26 protein-coding genes and 1 pseudogene are annotated in these 24,325 nt (G+C 67.8%); 10 read left to right on the forward strand and 17 right to left on the reverse strand.

The window, feature by feature from the left end:
• From G6N66_RS26030 to G6N66_RS28920, 8 genes are all read right to left on the reverse strand, one after another.
• Entirely contained in the window at positions 1 to 429 is a 429-nt protein-coding gene (locus G6N66_RS26030) for an Rv3852 family protein (protein WP_085235054.1), read from the reverse strand.
• Positions 430 to 522: 93 nt separating this feature from the next.
• A complete protein-coding gene (locus tag G6N66_RS26035; protein WP_085235053.1) occupies positions 523 to 1,059 on the reverse strand; it encodes a copper resistance CopC family protein in 537 nt (178 codons plus the stop codon).
• The gene (locus G6N66_RS26040) at positions 1,056 to 1,652 is read right to left on the reverse strand and encodes a YcnI family copper-binding membrane protein (RefSeq protein ID WP_085235062.1); all 597 of its coding nucleotides are present in this window, start codon (positions 1,650 to 1,652) and stop codon (positions 1,056 to 1,058) included. Before G6N66_RS26040 ends, G6N66_RS26035 begins: the two co-directional genes overlap by 4 nt.
• A 54-nt stretch (positions 1,653 to 1,706) precedes the next feature.
• Positions 1,707 to 2,363: a DUF6474 family protein gene (locus tag G6N66_RS26045; RefSeq protein ID WP_085235052.1), complete on the reverse strand. Its 657-nt coding sequence runs from the start codon at positions 2,361 to 2,363 to the stop codon at positions 1,707 to 1,709.
• Positions 2,364 to 2,534: 171 nt separating this feature from the next.
• Complete coding sequence (locus G6N66_RS26050; protein WP_085235051.1) at positions 2,535 to 2,933, reverse strand: helix-turn-helix transcriptional regulator; 399 nt, start codon at positions 2,931 to 2,933, stop codon at positions 2,535 to 2,537.
• Positions 2,934 to 3,867: 934 nt separating this feature from the next.
• Positions 3,868 to 4,401, reverse strand: a complete 534-nt coding sequence (locus tag G6N66_RS26055; protein ID WP_085235050.1) for a peptidase — start codon at positions 4,399 to 4,401, stop codon at positions 3,868 to 3,870.
• A 131-nt stretch (positions 4,402 to 4,532) separates the two neighbouring features.
• On the reverse strand, positions 4,533 to 5,156 hold the full coding sequence (locus tag G6N66_RS26060; protein ID WP_085235049.1) for a superoxide dismutase: 624 nt from the start codon (positions 5,154 to 5,156) through the stop codon (positions 4,533 to 4,535).
• Between the two features lie 168 nt (positions 5,157 to 5,324).
• A complete protein-coding gene (locus tag G6N66_RS28920; protein ID WP_169721531.1) occupies positions 5,325 to 5,480 on the reverse strand; it encodes a hypothetical protein in 156 nt (51 codons plus the stop codon).
• A 418-nt stretch (positions 5,481 to 5,898) separates the two neighbouring features.
• Between G6N66_RS28920 and G6N66_RS26065 the strand changes: the two genes are divergently transcribed.
• Entirely contained in the window at positions 5,899 to 6,969 is a 1,071-nt protein-coding gene (locus tag G6N66_RS26065; protein ID WP_085235048.1) for a DUF4328 domain-containing protein, read from the forward strand.
• Positions 6,970 to 6,974: 5 nt separating this feature from the next.
• Positions 6,975 to 7,805 carry a glycerophosphodiester phosphodiesterase gene (locus G6N66_RS26070; RefSeq protein ID WP_085235061.1) on the forward strand — a complete coding sequence of 277 codons (831 nt, stop codon included), beginning with the start codon at positions 6,975 to 6,977 and terminating at the stop codon, positions 7,803 to 7,805.
• Between the two features lie 5 nt (positions 7,806 to 7,810).
• On the opposite strand, the gene G6N66_RS26075 is transcribed toward G6N66_RS26070, so the two are convergent.
• Positions 7,811 to 8,752, reverse strand: coding sequence for an LCP family protein (locus G6N66_RS26075; RefSeq protein ID WP_197747069.1), 942 nt, complete (start codon positions 8,750 to 8,752; stop codon positions 7,811 to 7,813).
• Between the two features lie 251 nt (positions 8,753 to 9,003).
• Complete coding sequence (locus G6N66_RS26080; protein WP_085235060.1) at positions 9,004 to 9,795, reverse strand: DUF2470 domain-containing protein; 792 nt, start codon at positions 9,793 to 9,795, stop codon at positions 9,004 to 9,006.
• Positions 9,796 to 9,910: 115 nt separating this feature from the next.
• On the opposite strand from G6N66_RS26080, the gene pheA reads away from it, so the two are divergent.
• Together pheA and G6N66_RS26090 are read left to right on the forward strand one after the other, a co-directional pair.
• Entirely contained in the window at positions 9,911 to 10,858 is a 948-nt protein-coding gene (gene pheA / locus G6N66_RS26085) for a prephenate dehydratase (protein ID WP_139825395.1), read from the forward strand.
• Positions 10,855 to 11,541 carry a histidine phosphatase family protein gene (locus G6N66_RS26090; RefSeq protein WP_085235045.1) on the forward strand — a complete coding sequence of 229 codons (687 nt, stop codon included), beginning with the start codon at positions 10,855 to 10,857 and terminating at the stop codon, positions 11,539 to 11,541. Before pheA ends, G6N66_RS26090 begins: the two co-directional genes overlap by 4 nt.
• 22 nt (positions 11,542 to 11,563) lie before the next feature.
• On the opposite strand, the gene G6N66_RS26095 is transcribed toward G6N66_RS26090, so the two are convergent.
• The 3 genes and pseudogenes from G6N66_RS26095 to G6N66_RS26105 all read right to left on the reverse strand — a co-directional run bounded on the left by G6N66_RS26095 (position 11,564) and on the right by G6N66_RS26105 (position 13,619).
• On the reverse strand, positions 11,564 to 11,758 hold the full coding sequence (locus G6N66_RS26095) for a hypothetical protein (protein WP_085235044.1): 195 nt from the start codon (positions 11,756 to 11,758) through the stop codon (positions 11,564 to 11,566).
• Positions 11,755 to 12,171 (reverse strand): annotated as a pseudogene (locus tag G6N66_RS26100) (metallopeptidase family protein). Before G6N66_RS26100 ends, G6N66_RS26095 begins: the two are co-directional and overlap by 4 nt.
• 5 nt (positions 12,172 to 12,176) lie before the next feature.
• The gene (locus G6N66_RS26105; protein WP_408632890.1) at positions 12,177 to 13,619 is read right to left on the reverse strand and encodes a septum formation family protein; all 1,443 of its coding nucleotides are present in this window, start codon (positions 13,617 to 13,619) and stop codon (positions 12,177 to 12,179) included.
• A 128-nt stretch (positions 13,620 to 13,747) separates the two neighbouring features.
• Here G6N66_RS26105 and serS point away from each other — a divergent pair, with 128 nt between their 5' ends.
• A complete protein-coding gene (gene serS / locus G6N66_RS26110) occupies positions 13,748 to 15,004 on the forward strand; it encodes a serine--tRNA ligase (RefSeq protein WP_085235058.1) in 1,257 nt (418 codons plus the stop codon).
• 5 nt (positions 15,005 to 15,009) lie between these two features.
• Here the strand turns inward: serS and G6N66_RS26115 are convergent, their stop codons facing one another.
• Entirely contained in the window at positions 15,010 to 15,891 is an 882-nt protein-coding gene (locus G6N66_RS26115; RefSeq protein WP_085235042.1) for an SDR family oxidoreductase, read from the reverse strand.
• Between the two features lie 86 nt (positions 15,892 to 15,977).
• Between G6N66_RS26115 and G6N66_RS26120 the strand changes: the two genes are divergently transcribed.
• Positions 15,978 to 16,556: a TetR/AcrR family transcriptional regulator gene (locus tag G6N66_RS26120; RefSeq protein ID WP_085235041.1), complete on the forward strand. Its 579-nt coding sequence runs from the start codon at positions 15,978 to 15,980 to the stop codon at positions 16,554 to 16,556.
• Here the strand turns inward: G6N66_RS26120 and G6N66_RS26125 are convergent.
• On the reverse strand, positions 16,451 to 17,281 hold the full coding sequence (locus G6N66_RS26125; protein ID WP_085235040.1) for an AraC family transcriptional regulator: 831 nt from the start codon (positions 17,279 to 17,281) through the stop codon (positions 16,451 to 16,453). The genes G6N66_RS26120 and G6N66_RS26125 overlap by 106 nt on opposite strands.
• Positions 17,282 to 17,336: 55 nt before the next feature.
• Here G6N66_RS26125 and G6N66_RS26130 point away from each other — a divergent pair, with 55 nt between their 5' ends.
• Positions 17,337 to 17,903 (forward strand): class I SAM-dependent methyltransferase, encoded by a 567-nt coding sequence (locus tag G6N66_RS26130; protein WP_085235039.1) that lies wholly within the window; start codon positions 17,337 to 17,339, stop codon positions 17,901 to 17,903.
• On the opposite strand, the gene G6N66_RS26135 is transcribed toward G6N66_RS26130, so the two are convergent.
• Entirely contained in the window at positions 17,900 to 18,388 is a 489-nt protein-coding gene (locus G6N66_RS26135) for a DUF2834 domain-containing protein (protein WP_085235038.1), read from the reverse strand. The two genes, G6N66_RS26130 and G6N66_RS26135, sit on opposite strands and share 4 nt — an antisense overlap.
• A gap of 88 nt (positions 18,389 to 18,476) precedes the next feature.
• Here G6N66_RS26135 and G6N66_RS26140 point away from each other — a divergent pair, with 88 nt between their 5' ends.
• The 3 genes from G6N66_RS26140 to G6N66_RS26150 all read left to right on the forward strand — a co-directional run bounded on the left by G6N66_RS26140 (position 18,477) and on the right by G6N66_RS26150 (position 22,091).
• Positions 18,477 to 19,100: a TetR/AcrR family transcriptional regulator gene (locus tag G6N66_RS26140; RefSeq protein WP_085235037.1), complete on the forward strand. Its 624-nt coding sequence runs from the start codon at positions 18,477 to 18,479 to the stop codon at positions 19,098 to 19,100.
• 48 nt (positions 19,101 to 19,148) lie between these two features.
• Positions 19,149 to 20,708: a phytoene desaturase family protein gene (locus G6N66_RS26145; RefSeq protein ID WP_085235036.1), complete on the forward strand. Its 1,560-nt coding sequence runs from the start codon at positions 19,149 to 19,151 to the stop codon at positions 20,706 to 20,708.
• A 108-nt stretch (positions 20,709 to 20,816) separates the two neighbouring features.
• Positions 20,817 to 22,091 (forward strand): HNH endonuclease signature motif containing protein, encoded by a 1,275-nt coding sequence (locus G6N66_RS26150; protein WP_163645925.1) that lies wholly within the window; start codon positions 20,817 to 20,819, stop codon positions 22,089 to 22,091.
• 86 nt (positions 22,092 to 22,177) lie between these two features.
• Here G6N66_RS26150 and G6N66_RS26155 read toward each other — a convergent pair whose 3' ends face one another.
• Positions 22,178 to 23,941, reverse strand: coding sequence for an AMP-binding protein (locus G6N66_RS26155; RefSeq protein WP_085233783.1), 1,764 nt, complete (start codon positions 23,939 to 23,941; stop codon positions 22,178 to 22,180).
• Positions 23,942 to 24,325: the final 384 nt, after the last annotated feature.

The following is a 24,325-nucleotide window of genomic DNA, read 5'->3' on the forward strand; positions in this document are numbered from 1 at the left end:
TCAGTGGCGGCGCAGTTGGCGGACCAACAGGATGGCCAACACGCTGACCGCCAGAGCAACCAGCAGCGGCACCTGCGGCGTGCGCGCTGCCGGCGCATGCGCGTCGCCGGACACCGGGTCGTTCGCGCTTTCCACCGTCGACTTCGCGTGTGCCGCTGCGTCTTTGGCGGCGTCGAGTTGGCCGTTGGTTTCGATCGGCTGCACGTGTCCCAAGGGCTGGCCCGCGGGCTTAGGTGGCGCGGGCTGGACCTTCTTGGCGGGCGCCTTCTTGGCGGGCGCCTTTTTCGCGGGCGCCTTCTTCGCGGGTGCTTTTTTGGCGGGTGCTTTCTTGGCGGGTGCCTTCTTCGCGGCGTCGGGAGGTGACTTCTTGGCCGGTGGTTCCGAAGCGCCGTCGGGCTGGCCCTCGGGTTGGTCCTGCGGGTCTGCCATGCGGCCGCTCCTTTACAGCGTTGTCGTTACAGCTAGGTGGCGTACTAAAAGGGGGTTGGATCCATCATGCCAGGACGCCGCGGAGCGCCCCGGTCACCGGGTCGGTCCCGGCCGGCGACGCTTCGCCCACAACCCAGCCCCCAACGCAGCACCGGCGACCAGCACCACGGCCACCGCCACAAACGGCCATGTCGGGATGGCACCGCCGGCCCCGGTCGCGGCCGGCGCAGGCCCGGGAGTGCCGGTGCCGGCCACCGTCAGCCGAAACGACCAGGACCCGGACACCACATGGCCGTCGGCGGAGGTCACCCGGTAGTTCACCGTGTAGCTGCCGGTCGGACCGAGCGGTCGCAGGCCGACGCTGACAACGGCACCCTGCACGGTGGGCTCGCCGACGGACCACAAATTGCCGTCGGGACCGACGACGGCCATGGCCGCGAACGAGGTTTGTAACTGCTCGTTGAAGGTGGCGCTGACCTGCGCGGGGCCGGCCGCCAGCACCGCGTTGTCGGCGGGCTGACAGGACACGCGCGCGGCGTGCGCGGACGCGAGCGGGGCAGTCCAGGTCGCGGCCAACGCCAGGACGGCCAGCAGCGGTCCCAGCCTGGTGACATACCGTCGGCGCGTCATCTCCTACGACGCACCAGGGCCAGACACAGGCCCAGCGCGCCGAGGACCAGGGCGAGCCCGCCGAGCACGCGGGCGGTGTTGTCGGCCGCGGGCCCGGGCTGCGCGACGGCGGGCGCGTGATGGTCATGCGGCACCGCCGCGAGCGTCAACGTGGGTGCCGGGTATTCCGGTTCGCCGCCGCCGGGTTGGGCCGGCTGATCCCACTTGACGATCGACCCGTCGGAGTAGGTCTGGGTGGCCGGGAAGCTGACGGTGGCGGCGTCGGGCAGCTGCACCGAGATCCTAAACAGTGCAAACTGATCCGCCGGGATCCCGCCAGCGGGCGCGGCCGTCCAGGTCACCGAGCGCACGGTGCCGGCTGCGGCATCGCGGTCCAGCTTGGCCGTCCACCCCGGCATGGCCTCGGCGTGCGCCGACGCCACGTTGGGCAGTCTGACGGTCAGCGCGGTGGTGGCGGCGCCGGTATTGGATTCGTTGGGCACCTCAAAAGTGACGATCGCCGTGCCACCGCGCACCGCGTTGTCGCTGCTGGCGTGCACATGCGCCGAGGCCAGCGCGGTACCGGCGGGGACGTAGAGCGCGGCGGCCGCCATGATCGGGGCGCCGGCGATCACGATGCGATTAATGCTGCGAGTGCCTTTCACCGCTTAGGTCAACCCGAGCCGGGCCATCAGATCCGCCTCGATGCCGTCGAGCTGAGACGAAATCGCCGCGTGGGCCGCGCGGCGCCGCGCCGCCGGCATGTGCTCCGCAGCGGTGACGGCGGCAGTCAGGTCGGCGAGCCGTTCGGTGATCGCGGCCGCGAACTGCTTCGTCTCGGCGTCTTTGGGCTTCTTTTCTTGCACCAGCCGCAGCGATTGCTCTGACCCCGCAATCCGTGCCGACAGTCGCGCACCGCTGCCGGAGAATTGGCCGATCTGGGTCAGCGGAATCCCGAGCTGATCGGCGCGACGGCGGTCGATCAGGGCGCGGGTGGCCATCGCCGCGCGGTAGATCACCGGGGTCAGGATGGGCGCGAGCAGCCGAGAAACCGTCAGCGCCCGCCGGATTCGCGTCGGCGAGAGGAGCTTGCCTTCGCGCGCCGCCTTGAGTTCGGCCTCGGCGACTTTCAACGCCATGCGGTCGCTGTCCTGCTGAGCTTTGACCTGTGCCCTGAACGCCTTGTCGCGGGAACGCTGGGCCTGCTTGATCCGACGCGCTTCGTTTTTCGCGATCAGCCGGGCCTCTAGTTTGGCGCGGGCCTTGATCGCTCGGGCTTCGGCGCGACGCGTCGCGCGGCTCTTTCGCTTGCGGAACAGGCCCATTCCCGGCCGCCTCCCGGTAATCTCGCTGACTCGTTATCTGTCGCTCTCGCGTGTGCGATCCGTGAGCCAACCCTAATCGGCATGAACCGATGCCGACCCGCCAGGTCGGGCCGAGCGAACAACCGATTGGTTTTCCGGGGCGCCGCCGGCTATGCGCGGCGGCCAGCGGGCTTATGCGTCGAGCTTCTCCGCGCGGCGCAGCTCGTCGACCCGCTCGACGAGGTTCTGCTGGGCCTGCGGGGACAAGCCGAACGACCGCATGGCGATCCGACGCACACCCTCGTCACGCATCGTGCACAGCCACGACAACTCCTTGTCGAGCTTGGCGTAGTAGTCGTCGTCGGTGAAGTAGGCCGGCTTGATGCGGAAGAAGTTGGCAAGGGCGGCCATCGTCGCCGCGGACGGGTTGGTGCGATTGCCTGAGCGTAGCTGTGACAGGTAGGGAGCCGACATGGTGATGCCCTCTGACTTGAGTGCCGCGATGACCTCGGCGGAGGTGTGCGGCCCGCGCCCCGGGGGGTACACCGTGTCAAACAAACGGTTGAGGCGGGCAGAGAACGTCGTGCTCATTGGTAAGACCTCCACGGTACTGAAGAGGGAACTGGTGGCTCCAGGCATTTGCTGACCATCCTAGCGACAGTTTTTTGCACCGACAAAGTGCAAACCTTCGTGGGTTTGGTACTCGCGTCCAAAGCGGTACGCCAGACCGCCCCTGCAGAGCGTGCAACCCTGCAGCTCAGATGTCTAGCCATGAAACGAAATTCACAGGCTATACGCAGAAATCGTCTAATAGCGACCTGCGCGGCTTCCCCTCTGTCGTAATTTACGAAGCAGTCAAGAACGCTCTGTAAAGCGGAAATGCGCCGTGTTGGGCAACCGCGACATCGACACTGATTCGCTGAACGCTTCCTTTGCTGCACGTGATCGGGCGGTGCGTCGGCGACAGCCCGCGATTACGTGCTACGGCGCATGCATCGGACCCGCGCGGCGCGGACGCCCGGTGCTGCTGCGTCGTCGCCAACTCAGGCGGACTCCGGTGGTCGCGCGGCGCTTGGGGCCCGCCTTCGGCGCCGTCGCGAGGTTTGCGACCGGTAGATCGCGGCGGCGATGGCCGCCGCCACGATACCGGCTCCAGCAACCGCAAATGCCACCGAGCGCCTGCCCCATGCGCGGTCGAAAAATATCCACAATCCGAATGCCAGGGACCGCCGGCCGGCCAAGCTGGCAGCACCCACTCGGAGTCGCTGATGCAACCAGCTCGCCGGACCGGGCGCCGGGCCGGCGGCCTGGGCCATGGCCGACAGCCCGAGGTGCTACCCCTACCCGGTTGTGGTCGTCGCCAGTCTTCTCATCCCGGTAGGGCGTGACCGAGAGCCTCTGCCCCAGGCACGACGCGGCGCTACACCCGGCAGGACCACCCCGGCTCGGCGGTAAGGCTGCAGCTACGCGCCGTGAAGTCCAGGTAGTTCGAGCGCCCGTACACTTCGATACGGCCCGAATTGCCTTATGCCGCAAGCAACATCGCCAGAATCGCGGTGTCGGGATGGCTGATCGGGTCGACGCCCACCCGGCTCACCATCGACGTGATGGTGCCGTCGGCTTCTGCCTCCACCCACGCCGCGCGGTGCTCGAGTCCGAGATATGGCAATCCCGGCAGCAATACGCATCCCGATGCCGCCCCGGTGCATTCCGGCAGTGACGGCGTGGTCTCTGACGGTGGATGCAACATCAGCAGGGCCGGCGGCTGGTGGTCAGCGAAATAACCTGGCTGGATTGCCGATTCGCCGAAGACGGTGCCCTCGGCCAGCACCAGGCCCACGGTGCCGGGCTCGGGCTCGTCGGGAAGCTCCTCACGCGCGCCGAACACCGTTGTGGTGGAAAGCAATCCGGGTAACGATGCGACCCGGACCGCGACCATCAGCAGCTGGGCCCATTCTTTCGTCGAATCGGGCCAACGCCCGGAGATCACAAACCCTTTCAGGGCACCGCGAGAATGGAAGGGAGCAATTTCGATTGGCTGATCTGACCCGGTAGCCATAACTAAGGATGCGCAAGGTTGGCGCCCTATGCAACCCAACACGGCCACCGGCGCTTGGGTTTACAAATTGTGCGGACAAGGCAAGGGCGCCACGCGATCCGCGCGGCGCCCGAGCCCGATGGGGAACAGGGTCAGCCGAAAATCAGCCCCTGGGTTTTAGAGGTCGCCGCCGCGTAGCGGGACTGCACATCGGCCCAGTTGACGACGTTCCAGAACGCTTTGGCGAAGTCCACCTTGACGTTCTTGTATTGCAGGTAGAACGCGTGCTCCCACATGTCGAGCAGCAGCAGCGGGATGATGCCGAGCGGGAAGTTGGTCTGGTGGTCGTACACCTGGAATATCAGCAGCTTCTGGCCCAGAGTGTCCCAGCCAAGCGCCGCCCATCCCGACCCTTGCACCGTGGTGGCGGCCGCGTGGAACTGCGCACGGAAGGTGTCGAACGACCCGAAGGCGTCGTCGATTGCCGCGGCGAGCTCACCGGTCGGCTTGTCCCCGCCGTCCGGCGACAGGTTCTTCCACCAGATGGTGTGGTTGACGTGGCCGGCCAGATTGAACGCCAGGTTCTTCTCGCTTAGCAGGATCGCGGAAAAGTCATCCTTCGCGCGAGCCTCCTCGAGTTTGGCGATGGCGTCGTTGGCGCCCTTGACGTAGGTGGCGTGGTGCTTACTGTGGTGAAGCTCGTTGATCTGACCGGAGATGTGGGGTTCCAGCGCTGCGTAGTCCCAGTCCAAATCGGGCAGGGTGTATTCCGCCACGGCATTCCTTCCTTTGATCCTTGATGGTCGTCTACCGCTCGTTCGCGCGAGGCTGCCGCGCGACGGCTAGCCTAATCAACCCTGCTCTAAGAGCGCCCGTGCCGCAAGAACGACCGCGACTGTTAGAGCCACCGGATACCCGGTCGGCGTGAGTTCAAGACGGGACCGTCAAGACAAGACGATGATGGCCAGGACTGCCAGCAGCGCCAGGGCGATCAGGCCGGCACGTAGCGCGGCGACGCTGTAGGACTGGCTCCACGCCGGCGCGCCGGAGTACGAGTTCGACGGGGCCCCCGGCCCCGTACCGAACGAATGCGTTGCCATTAAACGCCCCTCACCTGCGCTTTCGCCCCACTGCAGTGAGTTGGATCACTGCTGTGACCGCGATCATAGCCGCTTGCGGGCCGCATGGAAACTCTCCCAGCGGCAGCGCCGCTTTCCTGGCGGTTTCCCGGCCGTCTCGCGGGACGGTGTTTGCCGGCGCATGCGGGGCGCGGACGTTATCCACAGTTACGGCCCCGCCGGCCGATAGGGCCTGCACAGATGGTCACAGCCACTGTGGATAAGAGTGTGCAAACTGTGGATAGGCCAGCCAGCCGCGGGGTTGATTGCCAGTCGTCCCGCGCCACCTGCGCGATCGGCGCAGAGGCGGAGCGGCGTTCGTTGCTCGTCGGGGGGTCGGGTCGCGTCTGCCGCTTGATCGGTCCCCGGGTGGCGTCGTCGGCCGGGCTACGCTTGTCCGGTGATCCAGGTGTGTTCACAGTGCGGAACGCGGTGGAATGTCCGCGACCGCAGGCGCGAATGGTGCCCCCGCTGCCGCGGGGCGCTGCTGGCGCCACTCGCTGATGCGCCGCCACCGCCCGACCCGCGGTGGAGTCCGCGCGGTGGCCCGCCGACGCGTCTGGCCGCACCGGCGCCCGCGCCGGTTCAACGGCCGGCTGCGTTTCCGCGCACGCCGCCACAGCTGCCGCCGGGCTTCCGCTGGATAGCCGTTCGGCCTGGCGCCGCGCCGCCCGTTCGACGCAGGCGGCGCCACCTGGGGCCCACACCGCGCTACGCCGTGATACCCCGGTGGGGCCTCGTGGACCGCGTCGAGCAAGCGCCCGAGACGCCGCAAGCACCCGCGCGAAAAGGGCCGACCGCACCAACCGTGCGTACCACCTTGTTCCTGACCGTGCTGACCCTGGCCAGTGCGGCGCTGGTGTATGTCCTGCGCTACGTGCTGTTGGTCATCAACCGGAACACCCTGCTGAACTCCGTGGTGGCCGGCGCCGCGGACTGGCTTTCAGTGGCGGCCAGCGTGGCCGCGATCGTCGCTCTGATCGTGTGCGTCGTGGTGCTGATCCGATGGCTGATCGCGCGACGCGGCGCCGCGTTCTCGCACTACGCGCTGCCCGAACAACGCTCTACGCGGGCGTTTTGGGTCGGCGGGCTAGTGCCGTTCGCCCACCTGCTGTGGGCCCCGGTCTACGTCATCGAGCTGGCCACGCTCGAAAATCACTACGCCCGGTTGCAGCGACCGATCATGCTGTGGTGGATCGCGTGGATTTTCAGCTACGTCGTTTCGATTTTCGCGTTCGCCTCCAGCTTTGCCACCGACTCCCAGGGCATCGCCAACAACACCGTCATGATGGTGTTCGCGTACCTGTTTGCGGCGGTCGCCGTCGCGGGCGCGGCCCGGGTCTTCGAAGGGTTCGAGCGCAAACCGGTGCACCGACCGACGCACCGCTGGGTGGTGGTGAGGCCGGATGGCACTCCCGGACCCCGATCTGCTGCTCCGGTTGAGTTGGCCGGGCAGGAACCGGCAGCATAGTGGTCATGACGGCGGCCGACGAGGTGCTCACCGGACACCCGTTCGTGGTCGCCCACCGCGGCGCTTCGGCCGCGCGGCCGGAACACACGCTGGCCGCCTACGAGCTTGCCCTCAAGGAGGGCGCCGACGGGGTGGAATGCGACGTGCGGCTCACCCGCGACGGCCACCTGGTGTGCGTCCATGATCGCCGGCTGGACCGGACCTCGACGGGGGCCGGGTTGGTCAGCACGATGACGCTGGCCGAACTGCGCGAGCACGAGTACGGCTCGTGGCACGACAGCTGGCGTCCGGACGGCGCGCACGGTGACACCAGCCTGCTGACGCTGGACGCCCTGGTCTCGCTCGTTTTGGACTGGCATCGACCCGTCAAGATCTTCGTCGAGACCAAGCATCCCGTCCGATATGGCTCGCTGGTCGAAAGCAAGTTGCTGGCCCTGCTGCACCGGTTCGGCATCGCCTCGCCGGCCTCGGCGGACCGGTCCCGCGCGGTGGTGATGTCGTTTTCGGCGTCCGCCGTGTGGCGGATCCGGCGGGCCGCGCCGCTGCTGCCCACGGTCCTGCTCGGCAGGACGGCCCGCTACCTGGCCAGCAGCGCGGCCACCGCCGTCGGGGCGACGGCCGTGGGTCCGTCGCTGGCCGCACTGCGGGACTATCCCCAACTCGCGGATCGTGCCCTGGCCCAGGGCAGGGCGGTGTACTGCTGGACCGTGGACGAGTACGGCGACATCGACTTCTGCCGCGATGCCGGGGTGGCCTGGATCGCCACCAATCACCCGGGTCGCACCAAAGCGTGGTTGGACAACGCGCGTAACGACGGGGACGGCCAAATCGGCTGAGTCGGCTAAGTCTGCGCAGCCGGCACCGGGGAATCCGAGGCGAGCGCGTCGAACAGCGTGCGCGCAGCATCGTGGTTCCACACCGCCACCGATCCGGCATCGCTGTCGGTGAATTCGCCGATCGGGACCGTGATCGCGGTGACGGATCCGTGCAGGGTCCACCCCAGGCGGGCCAGGTCCCACACGTGGTCGCCCCGGTTTACGGTCAGGGCGTCCAGCGCGGCGCGCGGGACCGAATACCAGCGCCAGGGATTGAGCCACACCGCCGGGCTGGCGGCACGGTTCAGCAGCGCCGAGACGAGCTGCCGTTGGTTGGCCATGCGATCCAGATCCGCCCGTGGCGTGGCCCGGCTCCTGACGTACCCCAGCGCATCGCGGCCGTTCAGCCGCTGGCAACCCGCCGGGAGGTCGATGCCGGCGAGGGGATCGGTGATCGACTCAGGCAGGCAGAGGCTGATCCCGCCCAGTGCGTCGACCAGGCCGGCGAACCCGCCGAATCCGATTTCCGCGTAGTGGTCCAGGCGCAGCCCGGTGGCTTGCTCGACGGTCTGGGTGAGCAGGGGAGCCCCGCCGATGGCGAACGCGGCGTTGATCTTGTCCTTGCCCCCTCCGCCGGCGCCGGGAATCGGCACGTATGAATCGCGCGGGATCGACACCGCCGTCGGCTGCGTACTGGACCCCAACGCCGGCAGATGGATCAGCAGGATGGTGTCGGTGCGGCCGTTACCGATGTCGCCGCCGGTGGATAGTGCTTGTTGTTGCTCGACGGACAGCGCCTGCCGGCTGTCCGACCCCACCAGCAGCCAGTTTGTCCCGCGGCCGGCCGCCGGGCGGTCGGCGTAATCCGTCAGCGCCGGCTCGCGACGCAGGGACGTATCGAACCACACGGCCCCGCCGACCACGCCGACGCCGGCCAGCAGCAGCGCGACCAACAGGCTCACCACCAGCACCCGGCCCCCGCGGCGTTTGCGTCGCATCTTCGGTGCGACGGGGCGTGCGGTAGGAGCGGCCGCACGCGGCGGCCGGCGGCGAGGACGCGGGGCAGCCGGCGGCGGGGGCCGTCTGCGGTCCGGCGGTCGCGGCGGGGCCGCCTCGCGGCGAATTACCTGCGAAGGTTCCAGTCGAGGCGACCCCCGCGGGGCTTGGTCACCGTCCACCTCGACAACGTACGTGCCTGGAGCCGGGATCGGACGCAGCGCTATCGGCGCGCGCGCAGCCCGTTCAAAAACGGGCAACCCATCAGCACCCGGATGGCCTGGCTCAATCCGGCCATGTCGTCCACCGGCTTGTGAAAGGGCAGCCGGACGTCGTGGTCGCCGTCGCTGTCCTCGATGCGAAAGCGCATCCCGTATCGGTCGAGGCCCAGCGGGTGCACCCGGCCGCGTCGCAGTGGCGCCGGCAGCCTGGACACCAGACGCGCGACGACGTCGTTGTGCGCGGTCGCCATGTGCCAGAGCAGGTTTGATTCGATCTCGCAGAAGGGGTCGGGCCGGGCTGCGAGTAAGTCCGTCAGGCTGACCGGCTCGGCGCCCGTCGCGTCGGTGACGACGACGGAGGCCGCCTCGAGCCGCATCAGGCCGTAGCGGGTCTCGCCGGCGGCAGCCGGTCGGGATCTCGGGGTCTCCACTTGCAGCAGCGCGGGGCTGGGGTTCTGGGCAGCGATCAGGTCGAGCGTCTGGGGCACGGCGAAACCCGGGACCGGCTGCAGCCGGCCGCGCACCCACACCAGGGAGCGGACCGGTTCGCGCACGGGCAGCGGCGCGTAGTCGATCAGCTCCAACAGCGCTTGACAGCCTGAGGCCGCATCCGTGGATCGGTCGACCGGGACCGCGACGGCGAACGATCCGTCGGCGAGCAGGTGATGGATGGGGGTGGCCACCGGCTCCTCTCCGGCGCCGGCCTCGAAGGCCAGCAGCGCACCGCTGGCTCGCACACAGGCGCTGCGGATGCGCTCCGCGGTCGTCTGCGTGGCGCTAGCCAGTGGTAACATCATTACCCTCCTTGGTGAACACGCTTACCGTAATTAGGTAAGCCTAACTTAACCCACTAGACGAGGACACCGCAAGTGCCTCGATCGGCGATCACGCGCCACTAGGGTTATCAGCGTGGCCCGCATCGCTTATCTCGGTCCGGAAGGGACCTTCACGGAGGCGGCCCTGCTGCAGATGGCGACCGCCGGTTTGGTGCCCGGCCTCCAGCCGGAGGCCCTGCGACAACTGCCGCTGGAGAGCACGCCGGCGGCGCTGGACGCCGTCCGCGGCGGCGCCGCCGAGTATGCGTGCGTGCCGATCGAGAACTCGATCGACGGATCCGTGTCGCCGACCCTGGACAGCCTCGCCATCGGGTCCCCGTTGCAGGTGTACGCCGAAACAACGTTGGACGTGACGTTCAGCATCGTGGTCAAACCCGAGCGCACCGCCGCTGACGTGCGCACGCTGGCGGCCTTCCCGGTGGCGGCGGCACAGGTGCGGCGGTGGATCGCCGCGCACGTGCCCGAGGTCGAGCTACGGCCGGCGTACTCCAACGCCGACGCGGCACGGCAGGTCGCCGACGGTCAGGTCGACGCCGCGGTGACCTCGCCGCTGGCCGCCATCCACTACGGGTTGGCGACCCTGGCCGAGGGTGTGGTCGACGAATCCAGCGCCTGCACCCGCTTCGTCCTCGTCGGGCCGCCCGGCCCACCGCCGGCGCGCACCGGGGCCGACCGCACCTCCGTGGTGCTCCGTATCGACAACGCGCCCGGCGCGCTGGTGGCCGCGCTGGCCGAGTTCGGCATCCGCGGCATCGACCTCACCCGGATCGAATCCCGGCCCACCCGAACCGAACTCGGCACCTACCTGTTCTTCGTCGACTGCGTCGGCCACATCGACGACGACGCGGTCGCCGAGGCGCTCAAGGCGCTGCACCGCCGTTGTGCGGACGTGCGCTACCTCGGGTCCTGGCCGACAAGGCCGGCCGTCGGCCCCGAGCAGCCCGCGCCAGCGCCACCCGACGAAGCGTCGCGCTGGCTCAAACGACTGCAGGCGGGCAAGCCCGAGGGGTCGCAGCGGTGAGCGGACGGCTGGTGCTGCTACGGCACGGCCAGTCATACGGCAACGTCGAACGCAGGCTGGACACCCGGCCGCCGGGCGCGGCGCTGACCCCGCTGGGCCGTGATCAGGCGCTGGCGTTCGCCCAGGGGTTCGGGCGGCCGGCACTGCTCGCGCACTCCGTGGCCGTCCGGGCGTCGGAGACGGCCGCCATCATCGGCGCCGCACTCGGCGTTCCCGCCCACGAGGTCGTCGGCATCCACGAGGCGCAGGTCGGCGAGCTGGAAGACCGCAACGACGACGAGGCCGTCGCCGCTTTCAACGCCATCTACGAACGGTGGCATCACGGCGAGCTCGACGTGCCGCTGCCCGGCGGCGAAACTGGCAACGACGTCCTGGACCGGTACGTGCCGGTGCTCACCGATCTGCGCATGCGTTATCTCGACGACGACGACTTCACCGGCGACATCATCGTGGTCAGCCACGGCGCGGCGATCCGGCTGGCCTCGGCCGTGCTCGCCGGAGTGGACGCAAACTTTGCGCTGGACAACCACCTGGAAAACGCCCAGTCGGTGGTCTTGGCACCCGTCACCGACGGGCGGTGGAGCTGCGTGCGATGGGGAACGCTGAACCCGCCGTTCTATCCCAAGCCCGACTCCCACGCCGTTACCGAGGCCGTGACGTCCAGCAGCGACCCGATGGGCTGAGCGGACCGCCCTAGACAGCTACTTAGACAGCTACCGCGATCGATTCTTCCCAGCAACGGCAGCCGACGGCGTCGCAGTCGATGACGAAGCTGTGCAGCGTCAGCTCCGGGGTGGTGCAATCCGGCTCGGTGCATTCCGACCGGTGTAACGCGTGGTGAATCATCGTGCCGTGGCAGTGATCCAAGCCAGCCCGGCAGTCGCGACAGCCCGTGCTCATACGCCGTTCATAGCACCGGGCGGGGACAAAATCAGGGTGCCGCGCCCACCGGGCGCCGGTTTTTACCCCCAACCCAGCTCTTCCAACCGGTCGTCGTCGATGCCGAAATGGTGCGCGATTTCATGGATTACGGTGATCGCCACCTCCTCGACGACCTGGTCGTCGGAATCGCAGGCGTCCAGCAGCGCCTCGCGGTAGATCGTGATGGTGTCCGGTAGCGCACCCGCGTAGTCGGAGTCCCGCTCGGTCAGCGCGACCCCTTCGTACAGCCCGAACAGGTCGGGTTCCTCGGCGTGGCGGTCAGCGACCAACACCACGACGTTGTCCATCGCGGCGGCCAGCTTGGGCGGGATGAGATCGAGCGCGTCAGAGACCAGCTCGTCGAACCGCTGCGGGTCCATCCGCGCAGCCACTCGGGCTAGGTGCCCGGGGCGGGTTCGCCCGGCGCGGGCGGTGGCGGCGCGCCCCCGTCCGCCGGGGGTGGAGGTGCCCCGCCGTCCGCCGGCGCCGGCGCCTGCGGCGCAGCGGGCGCCTGGGGCGCCGGGGACTGCGGCACCGTCATCGCCGGTTGGTTGGGGAGATGTTGATTGCCCGGCGGGATGGCATCGGGCGGCGAGGTCTGTTGCGGGGCCTGCGGGGCCTGAGCCGGAGCTTGAGCGGGGATCGGGGGCAGGGAGAGCCGTTCCTCGGGGATGTCCGGCGGGGGCACCGGCGGCTGGCCGTTGATCAGCAGCGGCCCCTTGGCGCTGTTCAACAAGGTGGCCCAGCCGCCGTTGCCGAGCGTCGCCCCGATGCTGCACGCCACCGCCCGACTGCCGGCCGCCCAGCTCGGCAGCGACACCGTGGGATAGATCAGCGTCAGGGTGGTGGTGCGCAACTTGATCGGCGCGAGGTACGCGTCGGTCATCTTGGTGCACGAGTCCTTGATGAACCCGTCCTGCTCCGGTTCCGCGGGCAGGGCAGCGGGGAACTTCTCGGCCAGGTTGACCGTGCCGGTCACCTCCATCGCGTGCGGGGCCGCGCAGTCGACCGGAACGTCGATTGGCTGGTTGGTGGCCGAGTCGATGCCCAGACAGGTACCGGCCGGCCAGACCTTGGACTGGTCGATGTCAGCGACCTTGCCTTTGAAGGCGGTCTGCTGGTTGTTCGCCCCGGGCTGCTGCAGCCCGCACAGCATGCGCCGGTCGCCCGATTGGCGCCACGCCCTGTCCCCGGACCACAGCAGGCTGACGCTGAACTTGCTGTTGGGATCGAACTTGGGGCCCATGTACTGCCGCACCGCGGCTTCGCATTGTTCCTGGGTGATCTGTTGAATGCGGGCCGGCGTGGGGGGAGCGGCATTGGGCCCGTACTCCGAACCGGGGAAGGTCCGCATGTCCAGCGACTCGGCGACCTCGAAGCGATGGTCGTCTGTGCACTTGACGATGTTGGCGGCGTCCGGGTTGCCGTCCGGCCACATCAGGCAGTCGCCGCTGGCCGCGTGGTTGAAGGCGGAGTTGCTCCGGGCGCCCGTGCTGGGAATGGGATCACTGTCGATGTAGCCCGCCAGCCGCCCCGGTCCGGTGCCGACGGCCGGAACGGCGGTGACCAGCCCGGCGATAATCAGGCCGCCGAGGGCGGTGAGCAGCAGCGCGCGCCTGGTCGCCGTCGCCTGCAGCCCGCGTGGCCAGCGGAAGCCGTCCGCCGGGTCTGTCGGCGATTCGCCGGGCTCGACGGGCACGGCGGGAAGCTCCGTGGTGGGCCCGTCGGCGGGTGGCTCGGGGGCCTCGTCATCGGCAGGCGCGTCGACGACATCGGCGATTGGCTCGTCGATCGGTTCGCTCTCGCCGGTGGGTACAGCCTCTTCGGGCGCGTCGGACATCGGATCCATTCTGACAGCACCAACGCGGCCGCGTGACGAATGTTGCCAATGTTGCGTGAGAGGCGCCGATGCCCGTGGGCGGCCATCTGGCGCGACCTGACCGGGACGTCAAAAGTAGTGTTGCGGCCGTGATCGACCTGAAGTTGCTCCGGGAGGACCCCGACGCAGTGCGCCGGTCTCAACGCAGCCGTGGCGAAGACCCGGCGCTGGTGGATGTGTTGCTGAGGGCCGACACCGATCGGCGCGCCGCGGTTTCTGCCGCCGATTCCCTGCGCGCCGAACAAAAGGCCGCCAGCAAGAGCGTGGGCTCCGCGTCCGCCGATGAGCGCCCCGCGTTGTTGGCGCGCGCCAAGGAACTCGCCGAGCAGGTGAAGGCCGCCGAATCCGCGCAGGCCCAGGCCGAGGCGGCGTTCACCGCGGCGCACATGGCGATCTCGAACGTGATTCTGGATCCCGTGCCCGCCGGTGGCGAGGACGACTACGCGGTGCTCGACGTCGTGGGCGAGCCACCGCGGTTGGATAACCCCAGGGACCACCTCGACCTCGGCGAGTCGCTCGGCCTCATCGACATGCAGCGCGGTGCCAAAGTTTCCGGCTCGCGGTTCTACTTCCTGACCGGCCGGGGGGCGCTGTTACAGCTGGGCCTACTGCAATTGGCGTTGCGGTTGGCGGTCGAGAACGAGTTCATCCCGATGATCCCGCCGGTGCTGGTGCGCCCAGAAGTTATGGCGGGCACCGGATTTCTTGGCGCCCACGCCGAGGAGGTCTACCGGGTCGAGGCCGACGACCTCTACCTGGTGGGCACCTCCGAGGTGCCGCTGGCCGGCTATCACGCTGACGAGATCTTGGACCTGTCCGGTGGGCCGCTGCGCTACGCGGGCTGGTCGTCATGCTTCCGCCGCGAAGCCGGCAGCTATGGCAAGGACACCCGCGGCATCATTCGGGTGCACCAATTCGACAAGGTCGAGGGATTCGTCTACTGCGAGCCCGCCCAGGCCGAGGCCGAACACGAACGGCTGCTGGGCTGGCAGCGCCAGATGCTCGCGCAGATCGAGGTCCCGTATCGCGTGATCGACGTCGCCGCAGGTGATCTCGGTTCATCGGCGGCCCGCAAGTTCGACTGCGAAGCCTGGGTGCCGACACAGGGCACCTACCGCGAGCTGACGTCGACGTCGAATTGCACCACCTTTCAGGCGCGCCGACTGGCGACCCGCTACCGCGACGAGAACGGCAAGCCGCAGACCGCGGCCACGCTCAACGGCACGCTGGGCACCACCCGGTGGTTAGTGGCGATCCTGGAAAATCACCAGCAGCCCGACGGCAGCGTGCGGGTACCGGACGCGCTGGTGCCGTTTGTGGGCACCGACCTGCTGACGCCGCGCTAACCCCGTTACTCGGGGTAGTCGCCGGTTGCGAGGTCCTCGAGCAGGCTCGGATGCGTTGGCCGCCAACCGAACCGCTGCTGGGTCACTGCGCTGGATGACGGCTGGTCGGCGGCGAACACGACACCCAGCGGGCCGAAATTCTCGGCCGGAGCGGATTGCACAGGAAGACCCAGCCGTCGGCCGACCACTTCGGCGATCGCCCGCATCGGGTCCCCCTCGTCGCCCACCGCGTGCAGCACCGAACCGGCCGGGGCCTGTTCGAGGGCAAGCCGGAACAACGTCGCCGCGTCGTCGCGATGGACCGCGGGCCAGCGCTGAGTTCCGTCGCCCACGTAGGCCGACACGCCGCTGTGGCGCGCGGCTTGGATCAGGATGCTCGCGAAGCCGTAGCGTCCGCCGGCGTCGTGTACCGACCGCGGCAGCCGCACCACCGCGGATCGCACACCGCGCTGGGCCAGATCCACGACGGCCTGGCCGGTGCGGCCGCGTCCGCCCACCGGACCTTCGGTGGCGAAAGGGTCGTCCTCGGTGCTCGGACGTCCGGGCGCCGCGGGCGTGCCGTTCGCGAGCACCAGCGGCTTACCGGTGTCGACGAGTGCCTCGCCGAGCGCGCCGACCGCACGCGCTTCGTCTGCTACGGCATCCCCAGCCGCGCTGAAGTCGTGCGAGAACGCCAGATAGACCACGCCGTCGGCGTCGATCGCCGCCTTCTGCAAAACGTCGAGGTCGGTGATGTCGCCGCGCAGCGGCTCGGCGCCGAGTTCGGCGACGGTCGCGGCCGAGGCTTCGGATCGAGCCAGGCCCACGACGTGATGGCCGGCGCCGATCAGCTGTGAGACAACGGCCGAGCCGATTCCCCCGCTGGCGCCGGTGACGAATACCCGCATTTTGCAGCTCCGTTCATGTGATGCGACTGTTATCCCATCACTGTATACCCGCGATGCGATAAAGGTCGCATCACTATGGTGGGCTCATGGCTCGTTGGGAACCCGATGCGCGTGGGCGGTTGGTCGCCGCCGCACTGGATCTGTTCAACGAGCGCGGCTACGACCAGACCACCGTCGCCGAGATCGCCGAGCGGGCCGGGCTGACCAAGAGCACGTTTTTTCGGCACTTCCCCGACAAGCGCGACGTGCTCGCGGCCGGCCAGGACGCCATCGCACAACTACTCCGCGAGGGCGTCGCCGCGGCGCCGCCCGACGCGACACCGCTGGCCGCGGTGGGCTCCGGTTTGAAGTCGGCCGCCGCCGCGTTCACGTCGTTCAACCGGGAGCTCGCGCCCCGGCTCAAGGCCGCCATCGCCGCCAGCGCCGAGCTTCAGGAGCGCAACGCGCTCAAACAGATTGGGTTGGCCCTCGCGATGGCTGACGCGCTGCGCTCCCGCGGTGTGCCCGAGTCGACTGCGTCGTTGGCCGCCGAACTCGGTGCCCTGGCCTTCAAGTCGGCTTACGCTCGCTGGGCCGAGCCGGACTCGGATCCAGACCAAGACCTGGGTGCCATGGCATGCGAGGCGCTGCGCGAATTACGTTTAGCCGCAAGCAGTCTCGACTGACCCGGGGTGTGGCCGAAGGCGCGGCGGTAGGTGTCGATGAACGCGCTGGGGGTGGCCCAGCCGCATTGCAGCGCGACCGAGCTGACGTCGTGATCCTCGGCCAGCAGCATCACCGCGTGGTGCAGGCGCACCTGGGTGCGCCACCGGGGGAAGGTCATTGCCAGTTCGTCGGCAAACAGGCGGCTGAGCGTGCGTTGGCCGACGCCGATCCGGTCGCCGATCTGCCGCAGGCTCAACGGCTCCGTCAGGTTGTCGGCGATCAGCGCGCACGCTTGGCGCAAACGGGCGTCGACGGGCATCGGAATCCACAGTGGCTCAAGGACTCTCGTGTTCCGTATCTGATCATGCAGAACGGCGAGCATGCGATGGTGTTCGGCGGCATGGGTCTCGTCAGCCTGCGAACACGCGACGATGAGTTCTCGCATCAGCGGGCCTACCACTAGCACGGTCGGCGCTGTGGGGCCGCCGCGGTACCTCTGCGGATCCAGCGCGACACCGTGGAACTGGGTGTGGCCGTGGAACCGGTGCTCGTGCCAACAACCCGCCGGTATCCAGATCGCCCGGTTTGCCGGGGTGATCCAGGTGCCCGCCGGGGTTGTCACCGAGACGGCACCCGACGATGGGTACACGATCTGATGCGCGTCGTGGCGGTGCCGCTCGATGCGCGCGCCCGCGGGGAGCGACAGCGAGGACGTCACGAACGCGCGGTGGCCGATTTCCGACATAAGACGGCAGAATATCGGAAGCCCGCGGACGCGCCGGACGCATAGCGTTTCCGGCATGGCGATGAATCTCCTGCACCGATACCGCTGCAGCTCTTCGAACTGGGCGAAAATGGTGGCCGACCAGTTATTGCCGTGGGCGTTGGACGGGGTCGAGCTCGGCCCGCGGACCCTGGAAATCGGGCCGGGCTACGGGGCGACGACGCGCGCACTGCTCGAGCGCACGGACTCGCTCACCGCCGTCGAGGTGGACCGGTCGATGGCGGATCGGCTGAACCGGCGCTACGGCGATCGCGCACAGATCATCCACGGCGACGGCACCGACACCGGGCTGCCCGATGGCCACTTCACTTCCGTGGTGTGCTTCACGATGCTGCACCATGTGCCCAGCGCCCAATTACAGGATCGGTTGTTAGCCGAGGCATTCCGGGTGTTGCAACCGGGCTGCACGTTTGCCGGCAGTGACGGGGTGCCGTCGCTGTCGTTTCGGCTCAAGCACATCGCGGACACCTACAACCCAATCCCGCCAACGAATCTCGCCGAGAGGCTGCGCAAGGCCGGATTCACCGACGTCGTTATCGACGCCAATGCCGCACGCCAACGCTGGCGTGCGACCAAGCCCTAGGCGTCTACGGTCTCTCGGGCCTGGTCGTGTCGGCGCTGCCGTTCCATGGTGGCGAAGTAGAAGGCGAACGCGAAGGCGAAGCTGGTGAACAGGCTCGACACGAAATACAGCCAGGGGTGCTTCAGCCCGCGGCGATAGCCGTCGACGATGGTAAAGATCGGCAGCAGAACCACATTGGCGATCGTGTAGTCCTGGCTGGCCGAGCTGGCGGCCGGGTTGGTGAACATCAGCTTGATGTATTCGGCCCAGCTGCCGTGTTCACCCCACAACGGGTTGGTAGACCCTCCGTGCGAGTACTCCTCCACGTAGGTGATGTTGAAGTACCAGCCCAGTGCCACCGACGCGATGCCGACGACGTAGTAGACGCATTCCAGTGGAGAAAACAGTGGACCGGCGCCGGGTTTGGCGAACACGCGTTGGTTGGCCGCGACGATCCAGGCGATGACGGAGATCCCGAGGACGGCGTGGACGATAAGTGACACCATGGGCGCAGTCTCACCCCACCGCCGAAGTTTTGTCAATATTGACAAATTGACGCGACATAGGGGACATCGGGGGGAGTACCTTACTGGCATGGTCCGGCCCGCGCAGACGGCGCGCAGCGAACGCACCCGCGAGGCGCTGCGCCAAGCCGCGGTGGTGCGATTTCTGGCCCAGGGCGTCGAGGACACGTCGGCCGAACAGATCGCGGCCGACGCCGGGGTGTCGTTGCGGACGTTCTATCGACATTTCACGTCCAAGCACGATCTGCTGTTCGCCGACTACACCGGGCTGAACTGGTTCCGCGCCGCGCTCGACGCCAGACCGAACGACGAGCCGATCATCGATTCCGTGCAATCGGCGATCTTCGCGTTCCCGTATGACGTTGAAGCCGTCACGAAAATCGCAACGCTGAGGGTCGGCGGCCTGGACCAGGGCCGCATCGTTCGCCACATTCGGGATGTCCAGGCCGACCTCGCGGATGCGATTGCGGGACAACTGGAAAGGCGCAGCCGCCGGGCCGAGTACACCTCGGATGCGCGGCTGCGAATCACGGTGGCCGCTCGCTGCATCGCGGCCGCGGTGTTCGGCGCGATGGAAGCATGGATGGTTGGCGACGATCGATCGCTCGGCGAGCTGGCGCGGATGTCGCATACGGCGCTCGAATCGCTGCGTGACGGCATCTCTGGCACCTGGGCCGACGCAGTTTCGTCATAATTGACAAAACTTTGACCGCGTGCCAGCCTGCAGTTCGGGAGGTCAGACATGTCCTATGACGCGATCGTTATCGGTGCCGGCCACAACGGGCTGGCCGCGGCGGTGCTGCTGCAGAAGGCCGGCCTGCGGACGCTGTGCTTGGAATCCAAGCTCTACGCCGGCGGGATGGCCTCCACGGTGGAGCTTTTCGACGGCTACCAGTTCGAGATCGCGGGCTCGGTGCAGTTCCCCACCGCGCCGGTGGTCCGGCAAGAATTGGGCCTGGACACCCTGCCGACGATCGACCTGGACGTGATGTCGGTGGCCCTGCGCGGCATCCGGGACGACCCGATGGTCCAGTACAGCGACCCGATGAAACTGTTCGCCCACCTCAACGAGGTGCACGGCGCGGAGGCCGTCAACGGCATGGCCGGGCTGATGGCCTGGGCGCAAGCGCCGACCCGCGCGCTGGGCCGGTTCGACGCCGGGGCGCTGCCCAAGACGCTGGATGAGATGTATGCCTGCGCCACAAACGAATTCGAGCGCTCGGCCATCGACGACATGCTGTTCGGTTCGGTCACCGACATCCTGGACCGCTACCTTCCCGACCGCGAGAAGCACGGCGCGCTGCGCGGCTCCATGACCGTGCTTGCGGTCAACACCCTCTACCGCGGTCCGGCCACCCCGGGCAGCGCGGCCGCCCTCGCCTTCGGGCTCGGCGTCCCCGACGGCGACACCATGCAGATGAAAAAGCTGCGCGGCGGCATCGGGGCGCTCACCGCCCACCTGGCCGACACGCTGGAAAGCGGCGGCGGCGAAGTCCGGCTGCGCACCAAAGTGACCGAAATCCTCGTCACCGACGGCCACGTGAGCGGGGTGCGCACCGAGGCGGGCGAGACCCTGAGCGCCCCGATCGTGATCTCGGCCATCGCGCCCGACGTGACCCTCAACGAGCTGATCGACCCGGCGGTGCTGACCGCCGACATCCGCGAACGCTACGCGCGGATCGATCACCGCGGCAGCTACATCCAGATGCACTTCGCCCTCGACGAGCCCCCCGAATTCGCCGCGCCCTACGAGGCGCTCAACGACCCGAGCATGCAGGCGTCGATCGGCATCTTCTGCACACCCGAGGAAGTACAGCAGCAGTGGGAGGACTGCCGACGGGGGATCGTGCCGGCCGACCCGACGGTCGTGTTCCAGATCCCCTCGCAGAACGACCCCAACCTGGCGCCCGAGGGCAAGCATGCGGCGTCGGCGTTCGCGTTGTGGTTCCCCATCGAGGGCAACGTGGATTACGGGCAGGCGAAGGTCGAGATGGGCCAGCGGGTGATCGACAAGATCAACCGTCTGGCGCCGAACTTCGAACGCAGCATCAGTCGGCACACCACCTTTACGCCCAAGCACATGGGTGTGATGTTCGGCGCCCCGGGTGGCGATTACTGCCACGGGCTGTTCCATCCGCAGCAGGTCGGCCCCAACCGTCCGGGGCCGAAAGGCTTTATCGGGCAACCGATCCCGGTCGGCGGGCTCTACCTCGCCAGCACCGGATGCCACGGCGGGCCCGGCATCACGTTCATTCCCGGCTACAACGCGGCACAGGCGGCACTGGCGGACCGAAACGGCTAGCCGCTTTGTGTCGGCTCAAGTGTGAGGGGTTCGCGCTAGTCGCAGCCGGCTGACCTGCTCCTTTGCGCGCGGCCGAAACTTGTCGGTGGTGGCTGCTTTGATGGCGGTATGTCGTTGACCGCTTCTGCTGATGCCGTGGAGATGATTCCGAAGGATCGTCTTGCGGTGTTGTTTGGGGAGTTGGCGGAGTTGTGTGGTCAGCGTAATGCGATTGATGGGCGCATCGTGGCGATCGCTGCCGAGCTCGATGGTCGGCAGTTGTGGGGGATGACCGGGGCGCGGTCGCTGGCGGCGGTGATGGCCTGGAAGACGGGCTGCTCACCGGGCAATGCGCGCACCGTGGCCACCATCGCCGAGCGGTTGGAGGAGTTTCCACGCTGCGCTCAAGCTTTGAGCGAGGGTCGGCTGTCGCTGGATCAGGTCGGGGTGATCGCCGCGCGCGCGGGGCAGGGATCCGATGAGCACTACGCGCAGCTGGCCGCGGTGGCCACGGTGAGCCAGTTGCGCACCGCGGTCAAACTCGAACCGCGACCCGACCCCGGCCCCGAACCTGAGCCCGATCTGCGGCCGTCGATCACCAAGACCTTTTCTGATGAACGATTCAGCTATTGGCGGATCAAGCTAGGGAATCTGGAGGCGGCGACATTCGACGCCGCGCTGGCCTCGCACCGTGAGGCGCTGGTCGCGCAGTGGAAACGCGACCACGGTGACGACGACGATAACGACGACGCGCGCGCCGGCGAGGAGAGGCCGCCGTTGCCGAGCACCGGGGAGGCGTTCATGCACCTGGTCGAGGCGGGCTGGGATGTGGAGGCGGCCCGCCGCCCGCACGGGCAGCACACCACCGTGGTGGTGCACGTCGATGTGCAGCAGAAAGCCGCCGCCCTGCATCTGGGGCCGCTGCTGTCGGACGCCGAACGCCAGGAACTGACCTGCGATGCCACCTGCGAGGTCTGGTTCGAACGCCACGGCAACGTCATCGGCGCCGGGCGCACCACCCGGGTGATCAACCGCCGGCTGCGCCGCGCGCTCGAGCACCGCCACCCGACCTGCGCGGTGCCCGGTTGTGGCGCCACCCGCGGTCTGCATGCGCACCACATCCAGCATTGGGAAGACGGCGGCCCCACCGAATTACACAATCTGGTGCTGCTTTGTCCGTACCATCATCGGCTGCACCACCGCGGCCTGATCAGGATCAGCGGACCCGCCGACGCCCTGACCGTCACCGACAACGAAGGCCAACTACTCAGCCCGGGATCACTAGCGCGACCACCCACCCAACCCCCACCCGCGGTCCCGCCCTGCCGCGGGCCCCTCGGCGAACGCGCCGACTGGTGGTGGTACACACCCTTCCAACCCCAACCACCACCCAGCAACAACTGAGTTGATGAGCGGGGCGCGTCAACGCTCAAACATGTTGGAGCACAGAATAATTCGCAGTGCCCGGCCGACCCTGCGGCCCCGAAACCTCAGGCGTTTATCCGGTTGAACTGGCCGCCGCGGTAGAGCTTGACGCACTCCGCTCGTCGGACCTTGCCACTGGTGGTGATGGGAATTGCGCCGGGGGACACCATCACCAGATCCGACACGCTCAACCCGTGTGACGTCGAGATCGCGGCGGTGACTTCGCGCTTGACCATCCCCAGCCGCTCCGACACCTCCTCTTTGGGACCGCGCCTCTTGACCTCGATGATGGTGACCAGCTTTTCGCCGCCTGCCCCGGCGTCATCGGGAACGGCGATCGCCACGCACCGGCCCTTGGTGATCTCTTGGATCGTCGCCTCGATGTCGTCGGGGGAGTGGTTGCGTCCGCGGACGATCAGCAGATCCTTGATGCGGCCGATGATGAACAGTTCGCCCTCGGAAATGAAGCCCGAGTCTCCCGTCTTCAGCCAGGGCCCCTCGGGTGTGCCGTTCGACGCGGACGCGAACCGCCCGCCGAAGGTGCGCTCGGTCTCCGCGGGCTTATTCCAGTAGCCGATGGCCACATTGTCGCCGTGCACCCAGATCTCGCCGACCGTTCCCTGCGGGCACTCGGTGGAGGTGTCGGGATCGACGACGCGGACCGTCGGCGACTCGGGCACCTCGTAACTGACCAACGGTGTGCTGCCCTCGCCCGTCGAGCGCTTCGCCTGCCCCGCGGAAAGCTCGCCGGCGTCGAAGTCGACGATCGTCGGAGGTTTGCCGGGCGAGCTCGTCGACACATACACGGTTGCCTCAGCGAGCCCATACGAGGGGCGCAGCACCGACGCCTGGAAATTGAAGCGAGCAAACCGGTCACTGAACCGCTTCAGGGTTGCCGGATTCACTCGCTCGCTACCGCTGAGGATGGTCACGATGCCGCCCAGATCGAACCCCGCGAGGTCGTCGTCGGAAACTTTGCCCGAGGCCAACTCGAAGGCGAAGTTGGGTGCCGCCGAGAATGCCCGTTCGCCCCCCACCGATTGACCGCCCTCGGCCATCAACTGCAGCCATCGCGCCGGCCGTTGCAGAAACGCGATGGGGCTGGTGAGCACGCCAGGAAGCCCCGCCATGATCGGCGCGCACACCCCCAGGACCAGGCCCATGTCGTGGTAAAAGGGCAACCACGACATGAGAAAGCCGTTCTGCGGCGGAATGCCGCCGAGATGCGAGAAATAACCGGCCATCAATTGCTTGAAATTCGACAGCAAATTGGTGTACGTGATCTCAACCCCGGCGGGAGTACGCGTCGAACCGGACGTATATTGCAAATACACGGCGCCGGGTCGACTATCGAGTTCGACTCCTGACGGGAGCGCAGCATCCTGATCCAGCCGGTCGACCTCGATGATCGTGGGCGTCGCAGCCAACGGCTGTGACGTAATCTGTTGGGCGATATCGCCGATTACCGAGGACGTCGTCAGAATGATGGTCGGCGCGGCATCCAGCAACACCGCTTCAACGCGCTCGTCCGTGGCCCCACCCATAGGCAGCGAAAGCGGGACCCCGATAACACCGGCCTGCATCGCACCCAAAAAGGCATAAATGTAGTCCAAACCCTGTGGAATCAATATGACGGCCCGGTCGCCGGGCGAAGCGTGCCGACGGATTTCCAGTGCCACGTTTACCATTCGCCGATACAACTCGTACCACGTGACAATTTGGGATATGCCGTCCCAGTCGTGGCCGTAATCTACATATTTAAATGCGGCGCCGTCGGGGTGCAAATTGACATTCTGCCGGAGCATCGCGGGAATGGAAGGCTGAACCACAGGGCAACACACTACCAATTGGCCATCACCCCGCGCCGGACTTCGCAGCCCGATCGGACCCCACCCGGACGCCCCTCGGGAGCCCGCGGAAGGCGTCGGCTGGGCGGCCGTGACGACGGGTCGATCCGCGGGCGATTCGGCTATGTGCGCGCTGGGTGCAGCCTGTCATCGGGCGGCATCGGGCGACGAAACGTGCAGCTGAACGGCCCGCCGCCGACCGCGGGGCGCAGCTCCAAGATTAGAGTTTTGGTACGTTCGCCTGATTTTTCCTCTTCGGCGGACCCGACCGGTTACGCTGCTGAAGAGTTCAGCATGAGCGTCTGGCTTCAATGTCGGGGGGCGGCGGATCTGCTGCGATGATGCAGCGTTCCAACCGGGCTTGAA

It is taken from the genome of Mycobacterium conspicuum (assembly GCF_010730195.1).
In the GTDB taxonomy this organism is placed as follows: domain Bacteria; phylum Actinomycetota; class Actinomycetes; order Mycobacteriales; family Mycobacteriaceae; genus Mycobacterium; species Mycobacterium conspicuum.

Bases quoted from the DNA above. Each gene is read 5' to 3' on its own strand.
- G6N66_RS26125 (WP_085235040.1), bottom strand. From the start codon at position 17,281: ATGTCGGAAATCGGCCACCGCGCGTTCGTGACGTCCTCGCTGTCGCTC.
- G6N66_RS26135 (WP_085235038.1), bottom strand. From the start codon at position 18,388: ATGGTGTCACTTATCGTCCACGCCGTCCTCGGGATCTCCGTCATCGCC.
- G6N66_RS26105 (WP_408632890.1), bottom strand. From the start codon at position 13,619: ATGTCCGACGCGCCCGAAGAGGCTGTACCCACCGGCGAGAGCGAACCG.
- G6N66_RS26070 (WP_085235061.1), top strand. From the start codon at position 6,975: ATGACGGCGGCCGACGAGGTGCTCACCGGACACCCGTTCGTGGTCGCC.
- G6N66_RS26080 (WP_085235060.1), bottom strand. From the start codon at position 9,795: ATGTTACCACTGGCTAGCGCCACGCAGACGACCGCGGAGCGCATCCGC.
- G6N66_RS26120 (WP_085235041.1), top strand. From the start codon at position 15,978: ATGGCTCGTTGGGAACCCGATGCGCGTGGGCGGTTGGTCGCCGCCGCA.
- G6N66_RS26050 (WP_085235051.1), bottom strand. From the start codon at position 2,933: ATGAGCACGACGTTCTCTGCCCGCCTCAACCGTTTGTTTGACACGGTG.
- G6N66_RS26115 (WP_085235042.1), bottom strand. From the start codon at position 15,891: ATGCGGGTATTCGTCACCGGCGCCAGCGGGGGAATCGGCTCGGCCGTT.
- G6N66_RS26040 (WP_085235062.1), bottom strand. From the start codon at position 1,652: ATGGCGGCCGCCGCGCTCTACGTCCCCGCCGGTACCGCGCTGGCCTCG.
- G6N66_RS26045 (WP_085235052.1), bottom strand. From the start codon at position 2,363: ATGGGCCTGTTCCGCAAGCGAAAGAGCCGCGCGACGCGTCGCGCCGAA.
- G6N66_RS26150 (WP_163645925.1), top strand. From the start codon at position 20,817: ATGTCGTTGACCGCTTCTGCTGATGCCGTGGAGATGATTCCGAAGGAT.
- G6N66_RS26035 (WP_085235053.1), bottom strand. From the start codon at position 1,059: ATGACGCGCCGACGGTATGTCACCAGGCTGGGACCGCTGCTGGCCGTC.
- G6N66_RS26095 (WP_085235044.1), bottom strand. From the start codon at position 11,758: ATGAGCACGGGCTGTCGCGACTGCCGGGCTGGCTTGGATCACTGCCAC.
- G6N66_RS26130 (WP_085235039.1), top strand. From the start codon at position 17,337: ATGGCGATGAATCTCCTGCACCGATACCGCTGCAGCTCTTCGAACTGG.
- G6N66_RS28920 (WP_169721531.1), bottom strand. From the start codon at position 5,480: ATGGCAACGCATTCGTTCGGTACGGGGCCGGGGGCCCCGTCGAACTCG.
- G6N66_RS26145 (WP_085235036.1), top strand. From the start codon at position 19,149: ATGTCCTATGACGCGATCGTTATCGGTGCCGGCCACAACGGGCTGGCC.
- G6N66_RS26140 (WP_085235037.1), top strand. From the start codon at position 18,477: ATGGTCCGGCCCGCGCAGACGGCGCGCAGCGAACGCACCCGCGAGGCG.
- G6N66_RS26030 (WP_085235054.1), bottom strand. From the start codon at position 429: ATGGCAGACCCGCAGGACCAACCCGAGGGCCAGCCCGACGGCGCTTCG.
- G6N66_RS26055 (WP_085235050.1), bottom strand. From the start codon at position 4,401: ATGGCTACCGGGTCAGATCAGCCAATCGAAATTGCTCCCTTCCATTCT.